Below are 19,885 nucleotides of genomic sequence, written 5' to 3'. Positions count from 1 at the left end.
ATCTGAAACGTCAACACCGTCCAATGTTCCATGAGGTGAGATGGAACAAGAAGGCGAACCATGTCGACGGTGATTGGCGGCGGGCGATGTCGGCGCCTGCCGTCGTCAAGCCTGAGCCGATGGCCGGGCCCTTAAAACTCCAGCGCCGCTCGCAACGGTGCAAAACCCGCGGGCAGGAGGCGGTAGTGGGCCCAGCGGCCGCGGCGCTCGACGGCGACCATGCCCGCGTCGACGAGCTTCTTCATGTGGTGGCTGATGGTGGCGGGGGTGAGCTCGAGGGCGTCGGAAAGGTCGCAGGCGCAGACGTCATCGCACTCGCGCCCGGCGAGGATGCCCAACAGCTTCAGGCGGGTGGGGTCGCCGAGGAGTCGGAACCCGGCGGCGAGGCCATCTGCCCCGGACTCTCCGGCGCCGGGCAGGCCGGTGCCGGAGCAGCACTGATCGGATGTCATGGCCCCACCGTAGCCCCGGAAAAGCAGTTCGACGGCCATCTAACCCCCGCGTAATCTGGGGCGCGCGGGCGCCCGCGCGGCGGGCCCGAGTATCAGCGACCCCACCCCGAATGGAGCGGCCATGTCCGACACGCCCACCGTCTACTTCCTCTGCAACTCCAACGGCGGCAAGTCCCAGATGGCCGAAGCCATCATGCGCCTGCGCGCCGACGAAGCCGGCCGCGACGTCGAGGTCCTCTCCGCCGGCGTCAAGCCCGGTTCGAAGATCAACGCCGGCTCCGCCGCCTCGCTGTCCGAGATCGGCGCCGACATGACCGGCGGCACGCCCAAGGCCATCGACGACGCCGTCATGCGCGGCGCCGACCGCGTCATCGTCGTCGGCGGCGCCGAGATCCCCGCATTCGACGGCATGAAGACTGACGTCGAGCGCTGGGAGGTCGACGAGCCCAGCCTCCGCGGCATCGAGGGGGAGGAGCGCATGAACCTCATCCGCGACGAGATCGATCAGCGCGTCAAGAAGCTTCTCGACGAGCTGTAGAACCCGCGGACGTCACCGCGACGGCGACCGTCACGATGACCACCGCGGCGACGGACAGTGAGAGGCGCTGCCACAGGCCGAGCCACAGGTTCGGGCCGCCGACCTCGTGGAGCCCGGACGTCACGGCCACCATGGCCAGCAATGCCAGGAACACTCCGGCCAGCATGCGGCCGGCGCGGTCGCGGGCGAGCAACCACAGCCCGCGCCGACCAGCGCCATGCCCACGGCCGCCGTCGACGAGCAGAGCGAATGCACCAGCACCGCCGACTTCTCGGCCTCCGTCAGCGCCGCCGACGCCCCCGGGCCGACGGTGGTGACCATGGGCATGCGGAAAAACGAATCGGCCACGGTCGCGCCACCCCACAGCACCAACCCGGCCGGGATCAGCCGTCCCCGGCGCGACCACAACCACAGCAGCGCCCCCAGCGCCACCAGCAGCGTCCCCGACGCGGTGTCGGCGCGCGCGAACAGCGTGCCATGCGGCTCCGCCACCGCCGCGAGCTCCGACGCGTACGAGCGCAGCGGATCCACCCCGCCCGGCAGGAACCACTCCAGCACCCACGAGGAATAGGCCACCGCCGCCGCGACGGCGACGGCGAACACGGCGACGCGGGCCGTCGTCAAGCGAGGAACCGGCAAGCTACACGCGACCCAGCGGGCCGACCAACGGCAGCGGCTTGTGCGAGTCGCGCAGCTCCTTCAGCGACAGATCGTGCGCGGCGAGGCGCTTGTCCTCGTCGGTCGTCGGCTGGAAATGGGGGACCGGCTGCGGCTTGAAATCGTCGTCGATGGCCACGTACGTCATCGACGAATGCAGCGCCAGCTCCAGCCCGCCGCGGCCCTTGCGCGGATGGCCCGAATGGACGTGGACGCTCATGTGCATCGACGTGGTGCCCGTGCGCAGGATGCGGGCGCGGACCTCCACCAGATCGCCGATGTGGATGGGCTTGTAGAACCGCACGCCGCCCGCGTACACCGCGATCGTCTGGCGGCCGGCCCAGTTCATGGTGCACGCCGACGCGGCCTCGTCGATCCACTCCATCGCCGTGCCGCCGTGGACGTTGCCGCCCCAGTTGACGTCCGACGGCTTGGCAAGGAAACGCGTGGTCAGCTCCGGGGCCGACGACTCCGCCGTGTACACCTGCGCCCGCATCGACGCCTCGATGTCTCGGCGCAAATCCACGCGCGACAGGGCGGCCTCCATGATCCGCTTCTCCTCGTCCGTCGTCGGCTCCCACACGGGCACCGGCGTCGGCTTCCGGTTCTCGTCCATGGCCACGAAAATGACCAGGCAATCCGCCGCGCGCGTGAACTCGCCGTCGCGCGGATCGCGGGACAGCACCTCGTTGACGATGTGCATCGACGTCCGGCCCGTGTACGCGATCTTCGACCGCACCTCCACCATGTGCCCCGACGGGATCGGCCGGTCGAAGTGGATGTGGCCGAAGTACGCGGTCACGCAGTACTGGCCCGACCACCCGGTCGCGCAGGCGTAGGCCGCCTTGTCGATCCACTGCAGCACGCGGCCGCCGTGAACGCTGTTGGAGCCGGCCATGAGCACGTCAGTGGGCGCGGCGAGGAATCGGAGGGTCACCGAAGGCGAAGGCATGGCGTCAACCATAATGCGGTCATGTCCAAGAAGGTCGACCCAGTCGAAGTTCGCGAGGCACTCGCCGCCGTCGCGGACTGGTTGCTTGACGACGGCCCGGCGCCCGTCCGGCCCGGCCGCGCCGCAGTGGCCAGGGCCGTGCGCCTGTCCGCCCGGATGCTGGCGCAGGAGGCCCCCGGGCACAGCGTCGAACTGCGCGTGCCCCCGTTCGTGGCGGTCCAATGCGTCGACGGGCCCCGGCACACCCGCGGCACGCCGCCCAACGTCGTCGAAACCGATCCGGAAACGTGGTTGCGCCTCGCGTTGGGGCTGCTCGGGTTCGAGGAGGCGCGGCAGGCGGGCGGCGGCGTCATGGAGGTGTCGGGGACGCGGGCGGGGGAGCTGGCCAAGCAGCTGCCGGTGGTCCGGCTGGGGTGAGGCCCGCCGACCGGTTTGGTCTGCGGACCGGCGGCGCGACTATCCTTGTCGGCGTGGCCGATACCCTGAACTACGGTTCCCCCGTCCCGGCGTCATCCCAGTCACCCGCGTCCCCGCTCGACGATCTCGGGGAGCAGTCGCCCCGCGAAGAGTGCGGCGTGTTCGGAGTCTGGGCGCCCGGCGAAGACGTCTCCAAGCTCACCTATTACGGGCTGTTCGCCCTGCAGCACCGCGGCCAGGAAGCCGCGGGCATCGCGGTGGGCGACGGCGACCAGATCCTGGTCTTCAAGGACCTGGGCCTGGTGTCGCAGGTCTTCGACGAACAGTCGCTCGACGCCCTCAAGGGGCACATCGCGGTGGGGCACACCCGATACACCACGGCCGGCGCGCCGTCGTGGGAGAACGCCCAGCCCATGTTCCGCATGGCGCCGGACGGCACGGACATCGCCCTGGGGCACAACGGCAATCTGATCAACCACGTCGCGCTGGCGGAGGAAGCCGCGGGACACGGCCTCGTCGACCTCTCCGATCACCTGCCCAGCGACTCCGACATCATGTGCGCGCTGCTGGCGCACGAGACCGGCCTCATCGCCGCCGAGCGCGATGCCGCCGGCAAGGGGCAGCACGCCCCGACCGGCACCAAGGTCGAGGACGCGGCCCTGCGCCTGCTGCCGCGCCTCGAAGGCGCGTTCTGCCTGACCTTCACCGACGGCGAGACCCTGTACGCCGCCCGTGATCGCCACGGCGTGCGCCCCTTGGTTCTGGGCCGGCTGGCCAACGGCTGGGTCGTCGCCTCCGAGACCTGCGCGCTGGACATCGTCGGCGCCTCCTTCGTCCGCGAGATCCAGCCGGGCGAGCTGGTGGCCATCGACGCCTCCGGCGTGCGCTCCAGCCGCTTCGCGGACACCGCGCACAAGGGCTGCATCTTCGAGTACGTCTACCTGGCGCGACCGGACTCCGTCATCCGCGGGCGTTCCGTCAACGCGGTGCGCCTGGAGCTCGGCCGCCAGCTGGCGCGCGAATTCCCGGCCGAGGGCGACCTGGTCATCCCGGTGCCGGACTCCGGCACCCCCGCCGCGGTGGGTTACGCCCAGGAATCCGGCATCCCCTTCGGGCAGGGCCTGACCAAGAACGCCTACGTCGGCCGCACGTTCATCCAGCCGTCGCAGACCATCCGCCAGCTGGGCATCCGCCTGAAGCTCAACCCGCTGAAGGAGGTCATCGCCGGCAAGCGGCTGGTCATCGTCGACGACTCCATCGTCCGCGGCAACACGCAGCGCGCGCTGATCCGCATGCTGCGCGAGGCCGGGGCGGCGGAAGTGCACGTGCGCATCGCGTCGCCGCCGGTGAAGTGGCCGTGCTTCTACGGCATCGACTTCGCCTCGCCGGGCGAGCTGATCGCCAACGGTCTGCCCGAGGGCGACATCGTCGAGGGCATCGCCACGGCCATCGGCGCCGACACGCTCGGCTTCGTGTCCGTCGAGGGCATGACCGAGGCGTCCGAGCAGGCGCCGGCGGACCTGTGCCGGGCGTGCTTCGACGGCGCGTATCCGCTGGGGCTGCCCGCCGGGGACGCCAACGCGGAAGCCGTGGCGCGCATGCAGGCCGCCCAGGCCTGAAGCGGGCCGGATACGCTGGACGGCGCATCCGGGTCCTTCACCACGAACACCCAAGCACCACCCAATCAACACCGACCGACATTTCTAGCGGGAGACGAGAAGCGGACATGACCGACAACCAGAACACCGGCGCGTCCTACGCCGCAGCGGGCGTGGACATCGAGGCGGGCGATCGCGCCGTCGAGCTGTTCGCCCCGATCGCCAAGAAGGCGACGCGGCCCGAGGTGCGCGGCGGGCTCGGCGGGTTCGCCGGACTCTTCGCGCTCGGCGACTACAAGAAGCCGCTGCTGGCGGCCGCCTCCGACGGCGTCGGCACCAAGCTGGCCGTCGCGCAGGCGATGGGCAAGCACGACACCATCGGCCGCGACCTGGTGGCCATGGTCGTCGACGACCTGGTCGTCTGCGGCGCCGAGCCGCTGTTCCTGCAGGACTACATCGCCATCGGCAAGGTCGTGCCCGAGCACGTCGCGCAGATCGTCTCCGGCATCGCCGAGGGCTGCATCGACGCCGGTTGCGCCCTGCTGGGCGGCGAGACCGCCGAGCACCCGGGCGTCATGGAGCCCGACGAGTACGACGTCTCCGCCACCGGCGTCGGCGTCGTCGAGGAGGACAAGCTCCTCGGCCCCGACCGCGTCCGCGAGGGCGACGTCATCATCGCCATGGCCTCCTCCGGCCTGCACTCCAACGGCTACTCGCTGGCCCGCCACGTCCTGCTCGAGCACGCGGCCCTGCCGCTCGACGAGCACATGGAGGACTTCGGCCGCACCCTCGGCGAGGAGCTGCTGGAGCCGACCCGCATCTACGCCAAGGACTGCCTGGCGCTGATGGCCGAGTCCGAGGTCCGCACCTTCTGCCACGTCACCGGCGGCGGCCTGGCGGGCAACATGGCCCGCATCATGCCGGAGGGCCTCGTCGCGGACATGGACCGCGCCACCTGGACCCCGGGCCCGATCTTCCGCACCATCGCCGAGCTGGGCCGCGTGTCCCGCGAGGAAATGGAGAAGACCTTCAACATGGGCGTCGGCATGGTCGCCGTCGTCGCGCCGGAGGACCGCGACCGCGCCCTGGCCATGCTCACCGCCCGCCACATCGGCGCGTGGGAGCTCGGCGTCGTCCGCGCCGCCGAGGGCGACGAGGAGCGCGCCACGCTGCGCGGCGACCACCCGCGCTTCTAGAACCCCCGCGAACGCCCCAAAAGGGGGCGGGCCCGGCCAAATCGGCCGGGGCCCGCCCCCTTTTGCGATGGAACGTCCCGAAAGTCAGCGGCTGTCGCCGCTGTTCCAGTCTTCCCAGTCGGAGTAGTCATCGTAAGCTCCGTCGTCATCCGACTTGCTCACGAGCTCCCGCTGGAGCCGCTCCAGATCCATATCCGGAGTGTCGTACTTCAGCTGACGAGCAACCTTCGCCTGCTTTGCCTTGGCACGGCCGCGACCCATGGCCTGACCCCCTATGTTTAGGTTCGGGGCGCGGCACGGGGATTCGGCCGCCCCTCCATCATCTAATGCGTCAATTCCTGAGTGACACCATAGCCCATCCGGGGACGCGACGTTGACGCCCGCCCGGCAAGTCATGGCCAACGCCGGCGGGACGGGAGGGGTTCGGGGCTCTGACCTGGGTTTAGATCGCCCGACTAAATCTCATCGCCCCCGCAGCTTGTCGACGGCCGCCCGTCCCGGCCGCACCGCCTCGTCGCGGTCCACCGTCGACGGGTCCACGGCCACGGCCACGCCCCCGGCGGTGAGTTCGACGCCTTCCTGCGACGAGCGTTTGACCAGCGCCAGCGCGATCGGGCCGTACTCGTGGTGGTCGACGACCGTGCCGATGCGCCCCACCGTCCGCTTGCCTGCCACCACCGGGTCCCCGGTCTCCGGGGAGGCGGAATCGGAACCGTCGATGTGCAGCAGCACGAGGGTGCGCGGCGGGCGGCCCAAGTTGTGCACGCGGGAAACGGTCTCCTGGCCCCGGTAGCACCCCTTCTCCAGGTGCACCGCGGAGCCGATCCAGGCGGGGGACTCGTGGGGGATCATCTTCTCGTCGACGTCCAGGCCCGGCTCCGGGCGCAGGGCGGCCACGCGCTCGGCCTCCCACGCCATCAGGCCGGTCGGCTTCGCGCCCGCGGCGACCAGGCGGTCCCAGGCGGCGGTCACCGACTCCCGCGCCGCGAACACGTCGCGGGCGCCGTCGGCCGGCCACGCGGTTCCGCGCACCACCGTGCCGTCGTCGGCCACCGCCACCGCGCCGGCGCCCGGGTCGGGCAGGCCGGCCGCGGCGAGGACCTCGCCGGAGCCCGGGCCGACGACCGAGAGCATCGCCAGATCGGCGTGCTCGACGGTGACGTCGGAGCGGAAGATCATCATGGTCAGGAACCGGTGCAGGGACTCCGCGCCGAGCGGGGAGACGTCGAGAAGCACCGAATCGCCGAGGACCGAGACGCCCATGTGGTGCAGGATGCGCCCCTGCGGATCCAGGTCGAGAGCCTCCGAGGCGAATCCCGGCACGGCGTCGTCGAGCTTCTGCGAGAACAGGGTGTTCAGCCACTCGAGGCGGTCGGGGCCGGAAATCCGCAGCACCCGCCGGTGGGAACGGTCGACCAGCGCGGCGGAATCCACCATGGCGCGCTGTTCGACCAGGGGGGAGCCATAATGCCACGCGACGCCCGCGCGGCCACCGGGATCCCTCTCCGGGACGGCGACCGCCCCTGAAACGTGTTGGACGATCGGACTCAACTCATCGAAGGCCACGCTCGCCATGGTAACGCGACCGCCGGGGAATAAGCTATGGGGCATGACAGCCCCCCAGCACGACATCATCCTCGTCGACGTCCTCTCGGAAGACGCGCCCCGTATCGCGGACGCCTCCGAACCCTTCCTCTACCCGGACGACCTCGGCGCGGTGCGCGGCGACGGGGTCTTCGAAACGCTGCTGGTCAGGGATGGCCACGCCTGCAACGTGGCGCGCCACGAAAACCGATTCCTGTCCTCGGCCGAGATGCTCCAGCTGCCCGCCCCGGACCTGGACCGCTGGCGCGCGGCATCGGGGTTGGCGGTCGACGAATGGAACTCCCGGGCGCTCGACCGCGCCGCTTCCGACGGCGCGTCGGCCGACGGATCGGTCACCCACCGCGATGCCTCCATGCGCTGGGTGTACTCCCGGGGCCGCGAATCCACCGGCCTGCCCACCGGCTACATCATGATCACCCCGGCCGCCGGCGCCGCCGAAGCCCGCGAGCGCGGCGTGCGCGTCATGCTCGCCGAGCGCGGTTTCGAACTGGACCTGGGCAACCGGGCGCCGTGGGCCCTCATCGGCGCCAAGACGCTGTCCTACGCCGCGAACATGGCCGCCCTGCGGTACGCCAAGGAACACGGCTTCGACGACGTCATCTTCACCTCCTCGGAGGGCAACCTCCTGGAGGGGCCGACGTCGACGATCATCCTGGTGCGCGGCCGTCGGCTGCTCACCCCGAACCCCGGCGAAGGCGTGCTGCCCGGCACCACCCAGGCCGCGCTGTTCGACCTCGCCGCGGAGCAGGGCTGGGAGTGCGTCCCCGCGCAACTGACCCCCGAGGACCTGCGCACCGCCGACGCAGTGTGGCTGGTGTCCTCGGTGCGCATCGCGGTGCGCGTGACCTCCCTGGACGGCGAAGAGCTCCCGTCGCCCGGCGTCGCAGCGGAGGCCGAGTTCGGGGAGCTCTGCGAGCAGGCGCTCGCGCGTTAGGCGGGACGCGCTATCCGGCCCAGCGCTTCAGCTGGGCGGACATGCGCGGGAAGAAGTCGTCGCCGCGCAGGCGCTCGTCGACCCACCCGAGGTCGTTGTTCGGCATCAGGCCGTACAGGCGCTTGCCCGGGCCGAGGGAAGCAGGTCCCGTGGCGGTGACCATGGTCGACGCCGCCTGCACCTCCCACGCGCGCTCGGTGACGGGCTTGCCGTAGTAGATCTCCACCACGCCGGTCGAGTGCGTGCACAGGAACTCGATCTCGTCATCGTCGTTGATGCGCCAGAATCCGGTCTCGCGCAGGTCGGGGCCGATGACGTTGTCGTCCTCGTCGATCTTCCAGAACCGCGACTCGTAGCTGAGGTAGTTCTCGCCGTCGTGGCTGAAGATGATCTGCTGGCCGAAGCGGTACTGGCCGTCGACGACGGTGTCCGCCTGGCCCTCGCCGCGCCACACGCCGACCAGCGGCAGCAGCGCCAGCAGTCCGTCGTGCAGGTTGGGGCCGTGGCGCAGGTTCGCCGTGTCGTCGGCGATGGGGAGTCCGGGCAGGTCCGTGATGTTGCGCCCGCCGGTGGACTCGGACTGCTGCGCGGCCCGGTCGATGGCCTCGTTGCCGTCGAGGCGGCGGGGAACGTCGCCCGTGGTGTCGTTGGTGTCGTTCATGCCTCCGACACTACTGGGAAGCGCCGTCGCCCCGGGCCGTCTCCCCGCCCAGTTCGGGTTCGGGCGTGGCCACCGGCAGGAAATCCTCCGGGGACACCAGGCGGTACAGTTCGTCGCCCTCGATGAAGATCGATCCGCCCGAGACATAGATGCGCGTCGGCCGCTGGCGCAGCGGCAGTTCGGCGCCCGTCAGGACCAGTTCGAAGGCCGGAAGAATCTCCGCGGCGGCGTCGTCGGAAAGCTCGTCGCCCCGGAGGACGTCCTCGGACTCCGCGTCCGCCGGCCCGGAGAGGACCTCCACGGGAATGAACTTCGCGTCGCCGTCGAGGATCCGCAGCTTGACGACGACCTCCGCGGGAGCGGACCAGCCCGGGGGAGTGGCCTCGAAGATCGCCTCGGTTTCCCAGCCGCCGGCGGGGGAGATGTCCTCGTGATTCTGGATGGCCAGGTCCGTGAAACCGAACTGCCGGCCCAGCGAAAGGCCGTCGAGCTGCAGTTTGGTGTGGTAACGCTCGGTGAACGCGGAATCGAAGTCGCCCGACCACACCGACGACTTCGGGACCTCGACGTCGACGGCCCCCGACTCGACGGACACCAGGCCGAATCCCTCGATCTCCAGGTCGCGGGCGCGGACCTGGATGGAGCTCCAGTGGCCGGTGAAAAACGAGGACGAATACGCGACGCCGCCCAGGCTGACGTACGGGTCGGCCGGCAGGTTCATCTCTTCGCGGATCTGGTTGGCCAAATTGCGCTCCGCGTGAATGGCCAGGCCGAGATCCGCGCCGACGGCCAACAGCGCGATGGCGCCGACGGCGGCGGAAATGCGTTTGACCGGGCGGGAAATGCTCACCCCCCATTAGTACCGCATCGGTGCCCGTCCGCAGATCGAGGCCTATTAAGATCGACCAAGTAAACGACCCCGAAGAAGCGGAGTGTGCGCCCGTGCGCCTGGCTATCGTCAGCAACGACCCTCAGGTTCGGGAACGCGTGCCCAACATCGGGTTGCTCAACCACGACATCATCCGGCTGCCCGCCACCGAGGCGTCGGCGACGCTGATGGAGGACGTGACCGTGGCGATCATCGACGCCACCGGCCCGAACCTGCTGGCCGCCCGCGAGCTGTGCCGCCACATCGCGGGCGCCAACCCGGATCTGCCCGTGGCCGTGCTGGCGGCGGACACTGCACTGATCGCCATCGACGGGTCGTGGGCCATCGACGATTTCCTGTTGCCGGGCGCCACCCCGGCCGAGATCGACGCCCGCCTGCGCCTGCTCCTGTCGCGCCGCCCGGTGCCGGTGACGGAGCCGGAGGAGAGCCCCGTGCTGGTCCTCGGCGACCTGGTCGTCGACGAGCACACGTACACCGCCCGCCTGGGCGGCACCCCCATGGATCTGACGTTCAAGGAATTCGAGCTGCTGCGGTTCCTCACCCGCAACGCCGGCCGAGTGTTCACCCGCGAACAGCTGCTCCAGGACGTGTGGGGATACGACTACTACGGCGGAACCCGTACCGTGGACGTCCACGTCCGGCGTTTGCGCGCGAAACTCGGCCACCGGCACGAAGGGCTGATCGCGACCGTGCGCAACGTCGGCTACAAGGCGATCGAACCGGAAGAGGTTGCGCAGGCATGACTTTCACCATCGAGATCGGGGCCCCCGAGCCGGCCGCCGCGCGGGCGCTGCTGGAGTCCGTCGCAGCGGCCGACGGGGTCGAGCCCTTCGGCGAGGCGTTCGTCCGGGGCCTCGAGGACGAGGAGGCCGGCCACCGGCACGTGCAGGTGCTTGACGACGGCGCACTGTGCGGATTGGCCGGCGTGGCCGAAGATTCCGCCGAATTGGCGGTGTCGCCGGACGCGCGGTGCCGTGGCGGGGGAAAGGCGCTGCTCGACGCGGTCGACGGGCTCGTCGGAAAGCAACTTCCCGTGTGGGCGCACGGTGACGTGGCGGGTGCGGCCGAGCTGGCCGCCGCGACCGGCCGGAAGGTCGTGCGCGAACTGCTGCAGATGACCGCGGGTGGGGAGGCCATCGCGCAGCTCGCCGGCGACGAGCCCGCGCCGCGGGGCATCCGGCTGGAGAACCTGCCGGCGGCGCGGGAGCGCATGGGGGACGGCGCCGTCGACGAGGCCTGGCTGGCGGTCAACAACGAGGCGTTCGACTGGCACCCCGAACAGGGCGGATGGGATGCCGGGCGGCTGCGCCGGGCCCGCCGCGTGGAATGGTTCGACCCGGCGGGCGTGCTCTTCGCCGTCGACGCGGAATCGGGGGAGATCCTCGGATTCCACTGGACCAAATGGCACGGCGGCGGGGTCGGCGAGGTGTACGTCATCGGTCTGGCCGGGGCGGCGCGCGGGCGCGGGGTCGGCGGGTGGCTGACGCGCGCGGGAATGCGGCATCTCCGCGATCGCGGCGCGGATCGGGTAATCCTGTACGTGGAGGGGGACAACGAACCGGCCGTGCGGACGTACGAGCGAACCGGTTTCGACGTGACGCGGCGCGACGTCATGTACGGGGTGTGATCGACATCTCCGGGTAGGTGGCGGAAGTACGTCTCGCGTTCACTTTGCGTTCATCTTCTGCATGGGATCCGGCAACCATCGGTCGATACGTTTCCCAATCAGCGGAGTCCGACCGGACTTCGAAGGTTGTTATGGGGCGTGCTCTTCAACGGCACGGCCCGGACGAATCGAAAACGACAGCCCCGTCGGGCACTTGCCCGAAACCGAGAATTCTCCCGGAGGAACACCCGTGCTGAAGAACACCCGCCGCCGCGCCACCATCCTCGGCCTGACCGCCGTCGCCGGCCTGACCCTGTCCGCCTGCTCCGAGACCGGTTCCACCGGCGAGTCCCAGGTCGAGGGCCTCTCCGAGACCACCGGCGAGCTGCAGGGCGAGGGCGCCACCTCCCAGCAGCGCGCGATGGACCTGTTCGCGACCCTCTTCGAGTCCAACTCACCGGGTTCGACCCTGTCCTACAACGCCACGGGCTCCGGCTCTGGCCAGTCGCAGTTCATCGCCAACACCGTCGCGTTCGCCGGCTCCGACTCGCCGCTGAAGGACGAGCAGATCGCTGACGCCGCCGAGCGCTGCGGCGGCAACGACGCCTGGCACCTGCCCATGGTCATCGGCCCCGTCGCCATCGCCTACAACCTCGAGGGCATCGACGTCTCCCTCACCCCGGCCCTGACCGCGCAGATCTTCGACGGCAAGATCACCAAGTGGAACGACCCGGCCATCGCCGAGGTCAACGAGGGCGTCGAGCTGCCCGACACCGACATCTCGGTCGTCTACCGCTCCGAGGAGTCGGGCACCACCGACAACTTCATGAAGTTCCTGACCTCGGCCGCCCCGGAGGACTGGGAGCACGAGGCCTCCAAGTCCTTCCCGACCGCCAACGGCCAGGGCGCCAACGGCTCCGCGGGCGTCGTCGACCAGGTCGCCCAGGTTCCGGGCGCCATCACCTACGTCGAGGCCGGCTTCGCCAAGGACAAGGACCTGGGCATCGCCAAGATGGACTTCGGCAACGGCCCGGTCGAGCTCAACGCCGACACCGTGGGCACCGCGCTCGACCAGGTCGAGTTCTCCGGCGAGGGCAACGACATGGTCGTCGACTCCGAGGCCCTGTTCGCCATGGACGCCGAGGGTGCCTACCCGCTGGTGCTGACGACCTACGAGATCGTCTGCTCCGCCGGCTACGACGAGACCACCCGCGACCTGGTCAAGAACTTCTTCAAGATCGTCCTGGAGGAGGGCCAGTCGCAGGAGCTCGAGGACCTCGGCTACATCCCGGTCCAGGGCGAGTTCAAGCAGAAGCTCGTCGACGCCGTCGACGCCATCCAGTAAGACGGTTCGACCGCGGTGAGCCGTGGCGCGCCCGGGACCCCCGGGCCGCGTCGCCTCCCCGCACCACCTCATCTGCACCGCGGCCGACGGGCCCGATCCGCGCGATAACCGCGTGCGATCAGGGCCGTCGGCCAGTGGCACGTGATGGGGACCCGCAACACCAGGCTAACCCAGCTAAGGAAACACCAATGACTTCCTCCACCTCCGCGAAAGGGGATTCGGCGATGACCGAGCAGGACCAGGCGGCACACGACGCCTCCACCCTGTCGAACGCGCCGCGCCTCGGCGTGGACGGCGGCCCGGCCGGCGACGAGCCGGTCGTGGCCAAGGGCGTCGTGCGCCCCGGCGACCGGATCTTCCGGACCCTGTCGGTCGGCGCCGCGTCCCTCGTCACCGCGTCGATCATCGCGATCGCCGTCTTCCTGATCCTCCGCGCCGTTCCGTCGATGCGGAACAACGAGGCGAACTTCTTCACCTATGACGAGCGGTGGAACCTCGCCGACACGTCGGCGATGTACTTCGGCATCCCGAACCTGTTCATGGTGACCGTCGCCGTCTCGGTGCTGGCGCTGATCATCGCGATGCCCATCGCCCTGGGCATCGCGATCTTCCTGACCAGCTACGCGCCGAAGAAGCTGGTCAAGCCGCTGGGTTACCTGGTGGACCTGCTCGCCGCGGTGCCGTCGATCGTCTACGGCCTGTGGGGCTTCATGGCCCTCGGCCCGTTCCTCGGCGGCTTCTACACGTGGGGGGCCGAGAACCTCTCGGGCATCTTCCTGTTCAGCACCTACGCCAACTCGCCGGCGTTCGAAACCGGCCGCAACCTCTTCACCGGTGGCGTGGTCCTGGCCATCATGATTCTGCCGGTCATCGCGGCGACCACCCGCGAGGTGTTCGTCCAGACCCCGCGCGGCCACATCGAGGCGTCCCTGGCGCTCGGCGCGACCCGCTGGGAGACCGTCAAGCTGGCCGTGCTGCCCTTCGGCAAGTCCGGTTACATCTCCGGTTCGATGCTGGGCCTGGGCCGCGCCCTCGGCGAGACGATGGCGCTGTACATGGTCATTTCTCCGTCGGACGCGTTCCGCGGTTCGTTCTTCGACGGCGGCACGACCTTCGCCACGGCCATCGCCAACGCGGCACCGGAGTTCAACGACGACCTGAAGGCGGGCGCGTACATGTCCGCCGGTCTGGTCCTGTTCTTCCTGACCTTCGTGGTCAACTCCGCCGCCCGAATCATCGCCAAGAAGTAGGGAGCAGACAATGGCCACCGACAATCAGGCGGTCCTGGACAAGGACCCCACCGCCAAGGTTTCCACGACCGATTCCGCGTTCACCCCGATCAAGGGTTCGCGCAAGGCGTCCGACAAGGTCGCTTCCTTCTTCATCTACGCGTGCATGGCGCTCGCGCTGGTCCCGCTGATCTGGGTGCTGTTCGAGGTGATCACCCGCGGCGCGCCGATGATCCTCTCCGCCGAGTGGTGGACGACGTCGCAGCTCGGCGTCACCGTCGGCTCCCAGAGCGGCGGCGTCGCCCACGCCATCATCGGCACCATCGTGCAGGCGCTGGTGACCTCGCTGATAACCGTCCCGTTCGGCATCTTCGTCGCGATCTACCTGGTGGAGTACGCCGGCAACTCGCGCCTGGGCAAGATCACCACCTTCATGGTGGACATCCTTTCCGGCGTCCCGTCGATCGTCGCCTCGCTGTTCATCTACTCGATGTGGGTCGTCATGTTCGGCATGAGCCGCTCCGGCTTCGCGGTGTCGCTGGCCCTGGTGCTGCTCATGCTGCCGATCGTCGTCCGCAACACCGAGGAAATGCTCCGCGTCGTCCCCGCCGACCTGCGCGAGGCGTCCTACGCCCTGGGCGTGCCCAAGTGGAAGACGATCGCGAAGATCGTCCTGCCGACCGCGCTGTCGGGCATCGTCACCGGCATCATGCTCGCCGTCGCCCGCGTCATGGGCGAGTCGGCGCCGATGCTGATCCTGGTCGCGACGTCGCGAATCATCACCTGGAACCCGTTCGGCCAGTCGCAGTCCTCGCTGCCGCTGTTCATGCTCGACATGTACAAGGCCGGCAACACCGGCGCCGCGTTCGACAAGATGTGGGGCGCCGCGCTGACGCTGGTGCTCATCATCGCGCTGATCAACATCGTCGCGCGCGTCATCTCCGCCAAGTTCTCCGTCAAGCAGTAGCGGCCGCAGGCCCTTTTCAAGGAAAGAGACAACAAGTCATGGCCAAGCGCCTCGATCTCAACAACGTCGACATCTTCTACGGCGACTTCCACGCCGTGAAGGACGTCAACCTCCACGTCCCGCCGCGTTCCGTCACCGCCTTCATCGGCCCCTCCGGCTGCGGCAAGTCCACCGTGCTCCGCTCGCTCAACCGCATGCACGAGGTCATCCCCGGCGCGTACGTCAAGGGCGAGGTCCTTCTGGACGGCGAGAACATCTACGGCCCGAAGATCGACCCGGTGTCGGTCCGCAACACCATCGGCATGGTGTTCCAGCGCCCCAACCCGTTCCCGACCATGTCCATCGAGGACAACGTCGTCGCCGGCCTGAAGCTGTCGGGCAAGAAGAACAAGAAGAAGCTCAAGGAGGTCGCCGAGAAGTCCCTGCGTTCGGCGAACCTCTGGGACGAGGTCAAGGACCGCCTGGACAAGCCGGGCGGCGGACTCTCCGGCGGCCAGCAGCAGCGCCTGTGCATCGCCCGCGCCATCGCGGTCGAGCCGGAGGTCCTGCTCATGGACGAGCCCTGCTCGGCCCTGGACCCCATCTCCACGCTGGCGATCGAGGACTTGATCCACGAGCTGAAGGAAGACTTCACCATCGTCATCGTCACGCACAACATGCAGCAGGCCGCGCGCGTCTCCGACCAGACCGCGTTCTACTCGCTCGAGGCGACCGGCAAGCCCGGCCAGCTCGTCGAGGTCGGCCCGACGAAGAAGATCTTCGAGAACCCGGACAAGAAGGAGACCGAGGACTACATCTCGGGCCGCTTCGGCTAAGCCGCGCAGTCTTCCCCGGCTTCTCCGCTTCACGACGAACCCCGCTTCCCGCCATCACGGCGGGGAGCGGGGTTTTTCGCGTGCCTGCGGTGCAGGACCCCGAAACGCCGGAACCCGCCCCACACGGCGTGCGGGGCGGGTTCCTCGATGGCGCAACCGTAGGGCGGGTTGGCCGCGCTTACATGTTGAAGTGGCGCTCCAGGTCCGACAGGCGCTTGGTGATCGAGGCCCGGCGCTCCTCGGTGTCCAGCTCGCGCATGTAGTCCTCCTGCTTGTAGCCGGTGGCCAGGTAGACGATGCGGGCGGCGACGGCGACGCCGTGGTCGGCGTAGCGCTCGAAGTAGCGGCTCAGCAGCGTCACGTCGACGGTCTCGGCCGACGTGTGCTCCCACTCGGGCGCGGTGGTCAGGGTGAAGAGGTGGCTGTGGATGTCGTCGATCGCATCGTCTTCGTCGTTGATGCGCAGGGCGCTGGCGACGTCGTAGTCGATGAGGACCTGACGGGTGTCGTGGGTGATCTTGTCGGACACCGCGGCCATTTCGCGGAAGAAACCCTCGACCTGCTCGGGCAGGGCCTTGCCCGGGTGACGGCGGCGGGCGGTGTTGGCGATGTGGACCGACAGGGCGCCCATGCGGGCCATGTCCTCGACGATGTAGATGCCGGAGACGATCTGGCGCAGATCGCGGGCCACGGGGGCCTCGCGGGCGAGCAGCTCGAAGGCCCGGTCCTCCGCGGAGATCCGGAATTCGTCGAGCTTGTCGAGCGAGCTGAGGACCGACTCGGCGGCCTCGAGGTCGGCATCGAAAAGCGCCTTGCAAGCGGCGCGGTGCATGCCATGGACGTGGTCGCACATGACGATCAGTCCGTGGGCGAGGTTGTCCATCTGTTCGCGGTAAACGGTGCGCATGGGCACCAATAGTAGGACCTTCGGCGACTATTCGCCTGTTGAGACCGGCCGAGGGTTCCCAGCCACCGGTTTCGCCCCCGATTGAGGGGCGGTTAACCGCCGGAATGCATCAAATCCGCTCCCTCGGGCACGGTTTCATCCTCGGGGTCATCGAGCCAGCCTTCCGGGAGGACCACCTTGCCCGGCGAGCCCTGCCGACCCCGGGCGCCATCGGCGTCGTCGGGCAGGGCGCCGGCGTGGGGGCCGTCGGCAAGCGGGGCCAGGACTTCGTCGAGCTCCGCGAGCGTGGCCACCCGCGCCAGGGAGGAGCGGACCTCCGAACCGGCGGGATAGCCGCGCAGGTACCAGCCGACGTGCTTGCGCAGGTCACGGCAGCCCTTGCGCTCGCCCTCGTGCTCGACCAGAAGGCCCGCGTGGCGGCGGATGATGGCGGCGACCTCCGCCAGCGTCGGGGGAGCGGGCACGGGCAGGCCGCGCAGCTCCGCAGACAGCTCCGCGAACAACCACGGGCGGCCCAGGCAGCCGCGGCCGACGACGACGCCGTCGCAGCCGGTCTCGGCCATCATGCGGCGGGCGTCGCCGGCGGCGAAGATGTCGCCGTTGCCCAACACCGGGACGCTCGCGTGCCCCGAGTCGACCATGTGCTCCTTCAGCCGGGCGATCTGCGACCAATCGGCCTGCCCGGAATAGCGCTGCGACGCCGTGCGGGCGTGCAAGGCCACGGCGACGGCACCCTGGTCCGCGGCGATGCGGCCGGCGTCGAGGTGCGTGTGGTGGTCGTCGTCGATGCCGACGCGGAACTTCACGGTGACGGGGATGTCGGTGCCCTCGGTGGCGCGCACGGCGGCGGCGACGATGTTGCCGAACAACCGCCGCTTGTACGGCAGGGCGGAACCGCCGCCGCGCCGGGTCACCTTGGGCACCGGGCAGCCGAAGTTCATGTCGATGTGGTCGGCGAGGTTCTCGTCGACGATCATCTTCGCGGCCTCGTAGGTCCACTCGGGATCCGTGGTGTACAGCTGCAGGCTGCGCGGGTCCTCGTCGTCGGCGAACGTGGTCATGTGCATGGTCTTTTCGTTGCGCTCCACCAGGGCGCGCGCCGTGACCATCTCGCAGACGTAGAGGCCGGCGACGGTGCCCATGCGCTCGCGCTCCTGCTCGCGGCACAGCGTGCGGAACGCCACGTTGGTCACGCCCGCCATGGGGGCGAGCACGACGGGCGAGGCGAGCTGGTGGGGTCCGATGCGCAGGTCAGTCACGCCCGCATTGTCGCACCGGCGGCGGCGTCGCGGAAATCGCGTTGCGGTGCCGGCGGCGGGCGAACACCGTCCCCCGGGGGTGGTTTGTATCTCAATCCAATGTTTATTGTGTGAAAGGTCATTAACTCAACGGAAGGATCCCCCGTGCACGACCATCTCGATCTGGCCCCCGAGGCGCTGCTGGAGCACATCAAGCCCGGCACGAAAATCCTCGTGCCCGTCGCCGCCTGCGAGCCGTCCGCACTGCTGGACATGCTCGAGGCCCACGCCGAGCAGTTCGAGGACGTCCACGTCTATCAGATGTGCACCGAGTCGACGCGGCCGTATCAGATGGGGGAGTACCCGGGGAAGCTCACGCACCACGAGTTCTTCCTCGGCGGCGGGTCCCGCAAGGGCCACTCCAACGGCACGACCGAGCTGTACCCGGTGAGCTTCTCCATGATCCCGGAGCTCGTCCGCGACCACGTCAAGCCGGACATCCTCATCGCGTCCGTGTCCGAGCCCGACGAGCACGGCTACATGGCCATAGGCCTCGGCGCCGACTACTCAGTCCAGTTCATCGGCAACCTGCCGATCTTCGGCGAGATCAACGCGAAGGTCCCGCACTCGCTGGGGCAGAACCAGATCCACGCCCGCCAGATGGTCGGCGCCACGCGTTCCGACGCCGATCTGCTCGAAGTCCCGCCGACCCTGCCGGAGGTCGGCTCGGCCGACCACCGGATCGCCGAGTTCATCGCGCCGGAGATCCAGGACCGCGATTGCCTGCAGCTGGGCATCGGCCGCCTGCCCAACGCCATCCTGGCGATGCTCAAGGACCGCAAGGACCTGGGCGTGCACACCGAGCTGATGTCCGACGGCGTCATGGACCTGGTCGAATGCGGTGCGGTGACCGGCCGGTTCAAGCGCTCGCACCAGCGCCAGTGCGTGGCCACCTTCATCATGGGCACCCGCAAGCTCTACGACTGGGTCGACCGCAACCCAGCGGTGTACCTGGATTCCGTCGAGCGGACCAACGACCCCTTCCTCATCGGCCTGGAGCCGAACATGGTCAGCGTCAACGCCACCACCGAGGTCGACCTGCTCGGCCAGGCAGCCTCGGAGACCGTCGCCGGCCGGTTCTACTCCGGTTCCGGCGGGCAGCTGGACTTCGCCATCGGCGCGCGCCGTTCCCCGGGCGGGCGCGGCTACATCGTGTGCCCGTCCGTCACCCGCGACGGCACGAGCAAGATCAAGGTCAAGCTCGGCCCGAACTCGCCCGTGACCACGCACAAGAACTACATCGACAACGTCGTCACCGAACACGGCATCGCCCGGCTGCGCGGCACGGACTACTCGACCCGGGCCCAGCGCCTCATCGAGGTCGCCCACCCCGACCATCGCGAGGACCTCTACCGCGAGGCGCGCGAGCTCAACATCATCTCGCGGCTGTCGGCGAAGTAGGCGCGGCGGCCGCTGACCGGCCGTCGTAAAGCGAAAGGACCCGCCCCGAAAGCAATCGGGGCGGGTCCTGGCGTGTCCGGGGACGGGTAAGGCGGGCTAGTAGTTGGCCGGCGGATCGCTGGCGGGGAAGGTCTCCTCCAGCTCCTGGTCGATCTCCTGCTCGGACGGCTGGGAGTCGCCCGGGTTCTCGGTGGCGTCGTCCTTCGGGTCGTGGTCGCGGTCGTTGCGCGGGTCGGTCATCGTGCCCCTCCTTCGGGTGGCTGCAAACATGCTTCCGGCGTGAATGCCGTGACTGAAGTGTACGCCGTGAACCAAAGGGGCGAAAGGGAAAATGTGATCCGCGACATGCCCCGCGATTGACGGGTCGGGGCGAAGTGTCGCGGATACGGTGGCCCCAACGGGCCGCGAGGGCCGGCCC

23 protein-coding genes are annotated in these 19,885 nt (G+C 69.3%); 12 read left to right on the top strand and 11 right to left on the bottom strand.

The features are described 5' to 3' along the window. Positions 1–131 precede the first annotated feature (131 nt). Complete coding sequence (locus CX1_RS05785; protein WP_211255207.1) at positions 132–452, bottom strand: ArsR/SmtB family transcription factor; 321 nt, start codon at positions 450–452, stop codon at positions 132–134. 121 nt (positions 453–573) lie between these two features. Between CX1_RS05785 and CX1_RS05780 the strand changes: the two genes are divergently transcribed. Further along, a complete protein-coding gene (locus CX1_RS05780; RefSeq protein ID WP_046650211.1) occupies positions 574–990 on the top strand; it encodes an arsenate-mycothiol transferase ArsC in 417 nt (138 codons plus the stop codon). On the opposite strand, the gene CX1_RS12360 is transcribed toward CX1_RS05780, so the two are convergent. Genes CX1_RS12360 through CX1_RS05770 form a run of 3 tightly spaced genes read right to left on the bottom strand, consistent with a single transcriptional unit; the run spans position 965 to position 2,599 of the window. Continuing rightward, positions 965–1,144 carry a hypothetical protein gene (locus CX1_RS12360; protein ID WP_146780722.1) on the bottom strand — a complete coding sequence of 60 codons (180 nt, stop codon included), beginning with the start codon at positions 1,142–1,144 and terminating at the stop codon, positions 965–967. The two genes, CX1_RS05780 and CX1_RS12360, sit on opposite strands and share 26 nt — an antisense overlap. Beyond that, entirely contained in the window at positions 1,111–1,614 is a 504-nt protein-coding gene (locus CX1_RS05775; protein WP_060925394.1) for a DUF998 domain-containing protein, read from the bottom strand. The genes CX1_RS12360 and CX1_RS05775 overlap by 34 nt, the downstream gene beginning before the upstream one ends. Positions 1,615–1,630: 16 nt before the next feature. Then, positions 1,631–2,599 carry an acyl-CoA thioesterase gene (locus CX1_RS05770; protein WP_240941732.1) on the bottom strand — a complete coding sequence of 323 codons (969 nt, stop codon included), beginning with the start codon at positions 2,597–2,599 and terminating at the stop codon, positions 1,631–1,633. A 21-nt stretch (positions 2,600–2,620) separates the two neighbouring features. On the opposite strand from CX1_RS05770, the gene CX1_RS05765 reads away from it, so the two are divergent. The 3 genes from CX1_RS05765 to purM all read left to right on the top strand — a co-directional run bounded on the left by CX1_RS05765 (position 2,621) and on the right by purM (position 5,810). Next, positions 2,621–3,016 (top strand): sterol carrier family protein, encoded by a 396-nt coding sequence (locus CX1_RS05765; protein WP_046650208.1) that lies wholly within the window; start codon positions 2,621–2,623, stop codon positions 3,014–3,016. Positions 3,017–3,069: 53 nt separating this feature from the next. Next, positions 3,070–4,635, top strand: coding sequence for an amidophosphoribosyltransferase (purF, locus tag CX1_RS05760; RefSeq protein WP_060925393.1), 1,566 nt, complete (start codon positions 3,070–3,072; stop codon positions 4,633–4,635). 107 nt (positions 4,636–4,742) lie between these two features. Beyond that, positions 4,743–5,810, top strand: a complete 1,068-nt coding sequence (gene purM / locus CX1_RS05755) for a phosphoribosylformylglycinamidine cyclo-ligase (RefSeq protein WP_046650206.1) — start codon at positions 4,743–4,745, stop codon at positions 5,808–5,810. An 84-nt stretch (positions 5,811–5,894) separates the two neighbouring features. Here purM and CX1_RS12020 read toward each other — a convergent pair whose 3' ends face one another. Both CX1_RS12020 and ygfZ read right to left on the bottom strand, forming a co-directional pair. Then, on the bottom strand, positions 5,895–6,071 hold the full coding sequence (locus CX1_RS12020; protein WP_082719155.1) for a DUF3073 domain-containing protein: 177 nt from the start codon (positions 6,069–6,071) through the stop codon (positions 5,895–5,897). A 201-nt stretch (positions 6,072–6,272) separates the two neighbouring features. After that, positions 6,273–7,385 (bottom strand): CAF17-like 4Fe-4S cluster assembly/insertion protein YgfZ, encoded by a 1,113-nt coding sequence (ygfZ, locus tag CX1_RS05750; protein WP_060925392.1) that lies wholly within the window; start codon positions 7,383–7,385, stop codon positions 6,273–6,275. Positions 7,386–7,419: 34 nt separating this feature from the next. Between ygfZ and CX1_RS05745 the strand changes: the two genes are divergently transcribed. Further along, the gene (locus CX1_RS05745) at positions 7,420–8,349 is read left to right on the top strand and encodes an aminodeoxychorismate lyase (RefSeq protein WP_046650205.1); all 930 of its coding nucleotides are present in this window, start codon (positions 7,420–7,422) and stop codon (positions 8,347–8,349) included. Positions 8,350–8,359: 10 nt separating this feature from the next. Here CX1_RS05745 and CX1_RS05740 read toward each other — a convergent pair whose 3' ends face one another. Both CX1_RS05740 and CX1_RS05735 read right to left on the bottom strand, forming a co-directional pair. After that, a complete protein-coding gene (locus CX1_RS05740; protein ID WP_046650204.1) occupies positions 8,360–9,010 on the bottom strand; it encodes a heme-binding beta-barrel domain-containing protein in 651 nt (216 codons plus the stop codon). 10 nt (positions 9,011–9,020) lie between these two features. Then, positions 9,021–9,860, bottom strand: a complete 840-nt coding sequence (locus CX1_RS05735) for an LmeA family phospholipid-binding protein (protein WP_046650203.1) — start codon at positions 9,858–9,860, stop codon at positions 9,021–9,023. 92 nt (positions 9,861–9,952) lie between these two features. Here CX1_RS05735 and CX1_RS05730 point away from each other — a divergent pair, with 92 nt between their 5' ends. From CX1_RS05730 to pstB, 6 genes are all read left to right on the top strand, one after another. After that, a complete protein-coding gene (locus CX1_RS05730) occupies positions 9,953–10,642 on the top strand; it encodes a response regulator transcription factor (RefSeq protein ID WP_046650202.1) in 690 nt (229 codons plus the stop codon). Continuing rightward, positions 10,639–11,526 (top strand): mycothiol synthase, encoded by an 888-nt coding sequence (gene mshD, locus CX1_RS05725; RefSeq protein WP_046650201.1) that lies wholly within the window; start codon positions 10,639–10,641, stop codon positions 11,524–11,526. Before CX1_RS05730 ends, mshD begins: the two co-directional genes overlap by 4 nt. A gap of 229 nt (positions 11,527–11,755) precedes the next feature. Continuing rightward, positions 11,756–12,850: a phosphate ABC transporter substrate-binding protein PstS gene (gene pstS / locus CX1_RS05720; RefSeq protein ID WP_060925391.1), complete on the top strand. Its 1,095-nt coding sequence runs from the start codon at positions 11,756–11,758 to the stop codon at positions 12,848–12,850. A 188-nt stretch (positions 12,851–13,038) separates the two neighbouring features. Then, entirely contained in the window at positions 13,039–14,100 is a 1,062-nt protein-coding gene (gene pstC, locus CX1_RS05715) for a phosphate ABC transporter permease subunit PstC (protein ID WP_046650200.1), read from the top strand. Between the two features lie 10 nt (positions 14,101–14,110). Beyond that, positions 14,111–15,046: a phosphate ABC transporter permease PstA gene (pstA, locus tag CX1_RS05710; RefSeq protein ID WP_046650199.1), complete on the top strand. Its 936-nt coding sequence runs from the start codon at positions 14,111–14,113 to the stop codon at positions 15,044–15,046. Between the two features lie 38 nt (positions 15,047–15,084). Continuing rightward, positions 15,085–15,861 (top strand): phosphate ABC transporter ATP-binding protein PstB, encoded by a 777-nt coding sequence (gene pstB, locus CX1_RS05705; RefSeq protein ID WP_046650198.1) that lies wholly within the window; start codon positions 15,085–15,087, stop codon positions 15,859–15,861. A 178-nt stretch (positions 15,862–16,039) separates the two neighbouring features. On the opposite strand, the gene phoU is transcribed toward pstB, so the two are convergent. Together phoU and dusB are read right to left on the bottom strand one after the other, a co-directional pair. Beyond that, positions 16,040–16,768 (bottom strand): phosphate signaling complex protein PhoU, encoded by a 729-nt coding sequence (gene phoU, locus CX1_RS05700; RefSeq protein ID WP_046650197.1) that lies wholly within the window; start codon positions 16,766–16,768, stop codon positions 16,040–16,042. 92 nt (positions 16,769–16,860) lie between these two features. Continuing rightward, on the bottom strand, positions 16,861–17,970 hold the full coding sequence (dusB, locus tag CX1_RS05695) for a tRNA dihydrouridine synthase DusB (protein WP_244465451.1): 1,110 nt from the start codon (positions 17,968–17,970) through the stop codon (positions 16,861–16,863). Between the two features lie 201 nt (positions 17,971–18,171). On the opposite strand from dusB, the gene CX1_RS05690 reads away from it, so the two are divergent. Next, entirely contained in the window at positions 18,172–19,467 is a 1,296-nt protein-coding gene (locus CX1_RS05690; RefSeq protein ID WP_052753149.1) for an acetyl-CoA hydrolase/transferase family protein, read from the top strand. 96 nt (positions 19,468–19,563) lie between these two features. Here CX1_RS05690 and CX1_RS12355 read toward each other — a convergent pair whose 3' ends face one another. Further along, entirely contained in the window at positions 19,564–19,707 is a 144-nt protein-coding gene (locus CX1_RS12355) for a hypothetical protein (RefSeq protein ID WP_155868014.1), read from the bottom strand. Between the last annotated feature and the right edge of the window lie 178 nt (positions 19,708–19,885).

Source organism: Corynebacterium xerosis NBRC 16721 = ATCC 373 (genome assembly GCF_001552415.1).
Taxonomy (GTDB): Bacteria; Actinomycetota; Actinomycetes; order Mycobacteriales; family Mycobacteriaceae; genus Corynebacterium; species Corynebacterium xerosis.
The sequence above is the reverse complement of the archived record's forward strand: the minus strand, read 5'-3'. Positions and strand labels throughout refer to the sequence as shown.

Excerpts from the sequence above, each read along its gene's own strand:
- CX1_RS05785 (WP_211255207.1), bottom strand. The coding sequence starts at position 452 with ATGACATCCGATCAGTGCTGCTCCGGCACCGGCCTGCCCGGCGCCGGA.
- CX1_RS05780 (WP_046650211.1), top strand. The coding sequence starts at position 574 with ATGTCCGACACGCCCACCGTCTACTTCCTCTGCAACTCCAACGGCGGC.
- CX1_RS05770 (WP_240941732.1), bottom strand. The coding sequence starts at position 2,599 with ATGCCTTCGCCTTCGGTGACCCTCCGATTCCTCGCCGCGCCCACTGAC.
- CX1_RS05765 (WP_046650208.1), top strand. The coding sequence starts at position 2,621 with ATGTCCAAGAAGGTCGACCCAGTCGAAGTTCGCGAGGCACTCGCCGCC.
- purM (WP_046650206.1), top strand. The coding sequence starts at position 4,743 with ATGACCGACAACCAGAACACCGGCGCGTCCTACGCCGCAGCGGGCGTG.
- CX1_RS12020 (WP_082719155.1), bottom strand. The coding sequence starts at position 6,071 with ATGGGTCGCGGCCGTGCCAAGGCAAAGCAGGCGAAGGTTGCTCGTCAG.
- ygfZ (WP_060925392.1), bottom strand. The coding sequence starts at position 7,385 with ATGGCGAGCGTGGCCTTCGATGAGTTGAGTCCGATCGTCCAACACGTT.
- CX1_RS05745 (WP_046650205.1), top strand. The coding sequence starts at position 7,420 with ATGACAGCCCCCCAGCACGACATCATCCTCGTCGACGTCCTCTCGGAA.
- CX1_RS05740 (WP_046650204.1), bottom strand. The coding sequence starts at position 9,010 with ATGAACGACACCAACGACACCACGGGCGACGTTCCCCGCCGCCTCGAC.
- mshD (WP_046650201.1), top strand. The coding sequence starts at position 10,639 with ATGACTTTCACCATCGAGATCGGGGCCCCCGAGCCGGCCGCCGCGCGG.
- pstC (WP_046650200.1), top strand. The coding sequence starts at position 13,039 with ATGACTTCCTCCACCTCCGCGAAAGGGGATTCGGCGATGACCGAGCAG.
- pstA (WP_046650199.1), top strand. The coding sequence starts at position 14,111 with ATGGCCACCGACAATCAGGCGGTCCTGGACAAGGACCCCACCGCCAAG.
- pstB (WP_046650198.1), top strand. The coding sequence starts at position 15,085 with ATGGCCAAGCGCCTCGATCTCAACAACGTCGACATCTTCTACGGCGAC.
- phoU (WP_046650197.1), bottom strand. The coding sequence starts at position 16,768 with ATGCGCACCGTTTACCGCGAACAGATGGACAACCTCGCCCACGGACTG.
- dusB (WP_244465451.1), bottom strand. The coding sequence starts at position 17,970 with ATGGCGGGCGTGACCAACGTGGCGTTCCGCACGCTGTGCCGCGAGCAG.
- CX1_RS12355 (WP_155868014.1), bottom strand. The coding sequence starts at position 19,707 with ATGACCGACCCGCGCAACGACCGCGACCACGACCCGAAGGACGACGCC.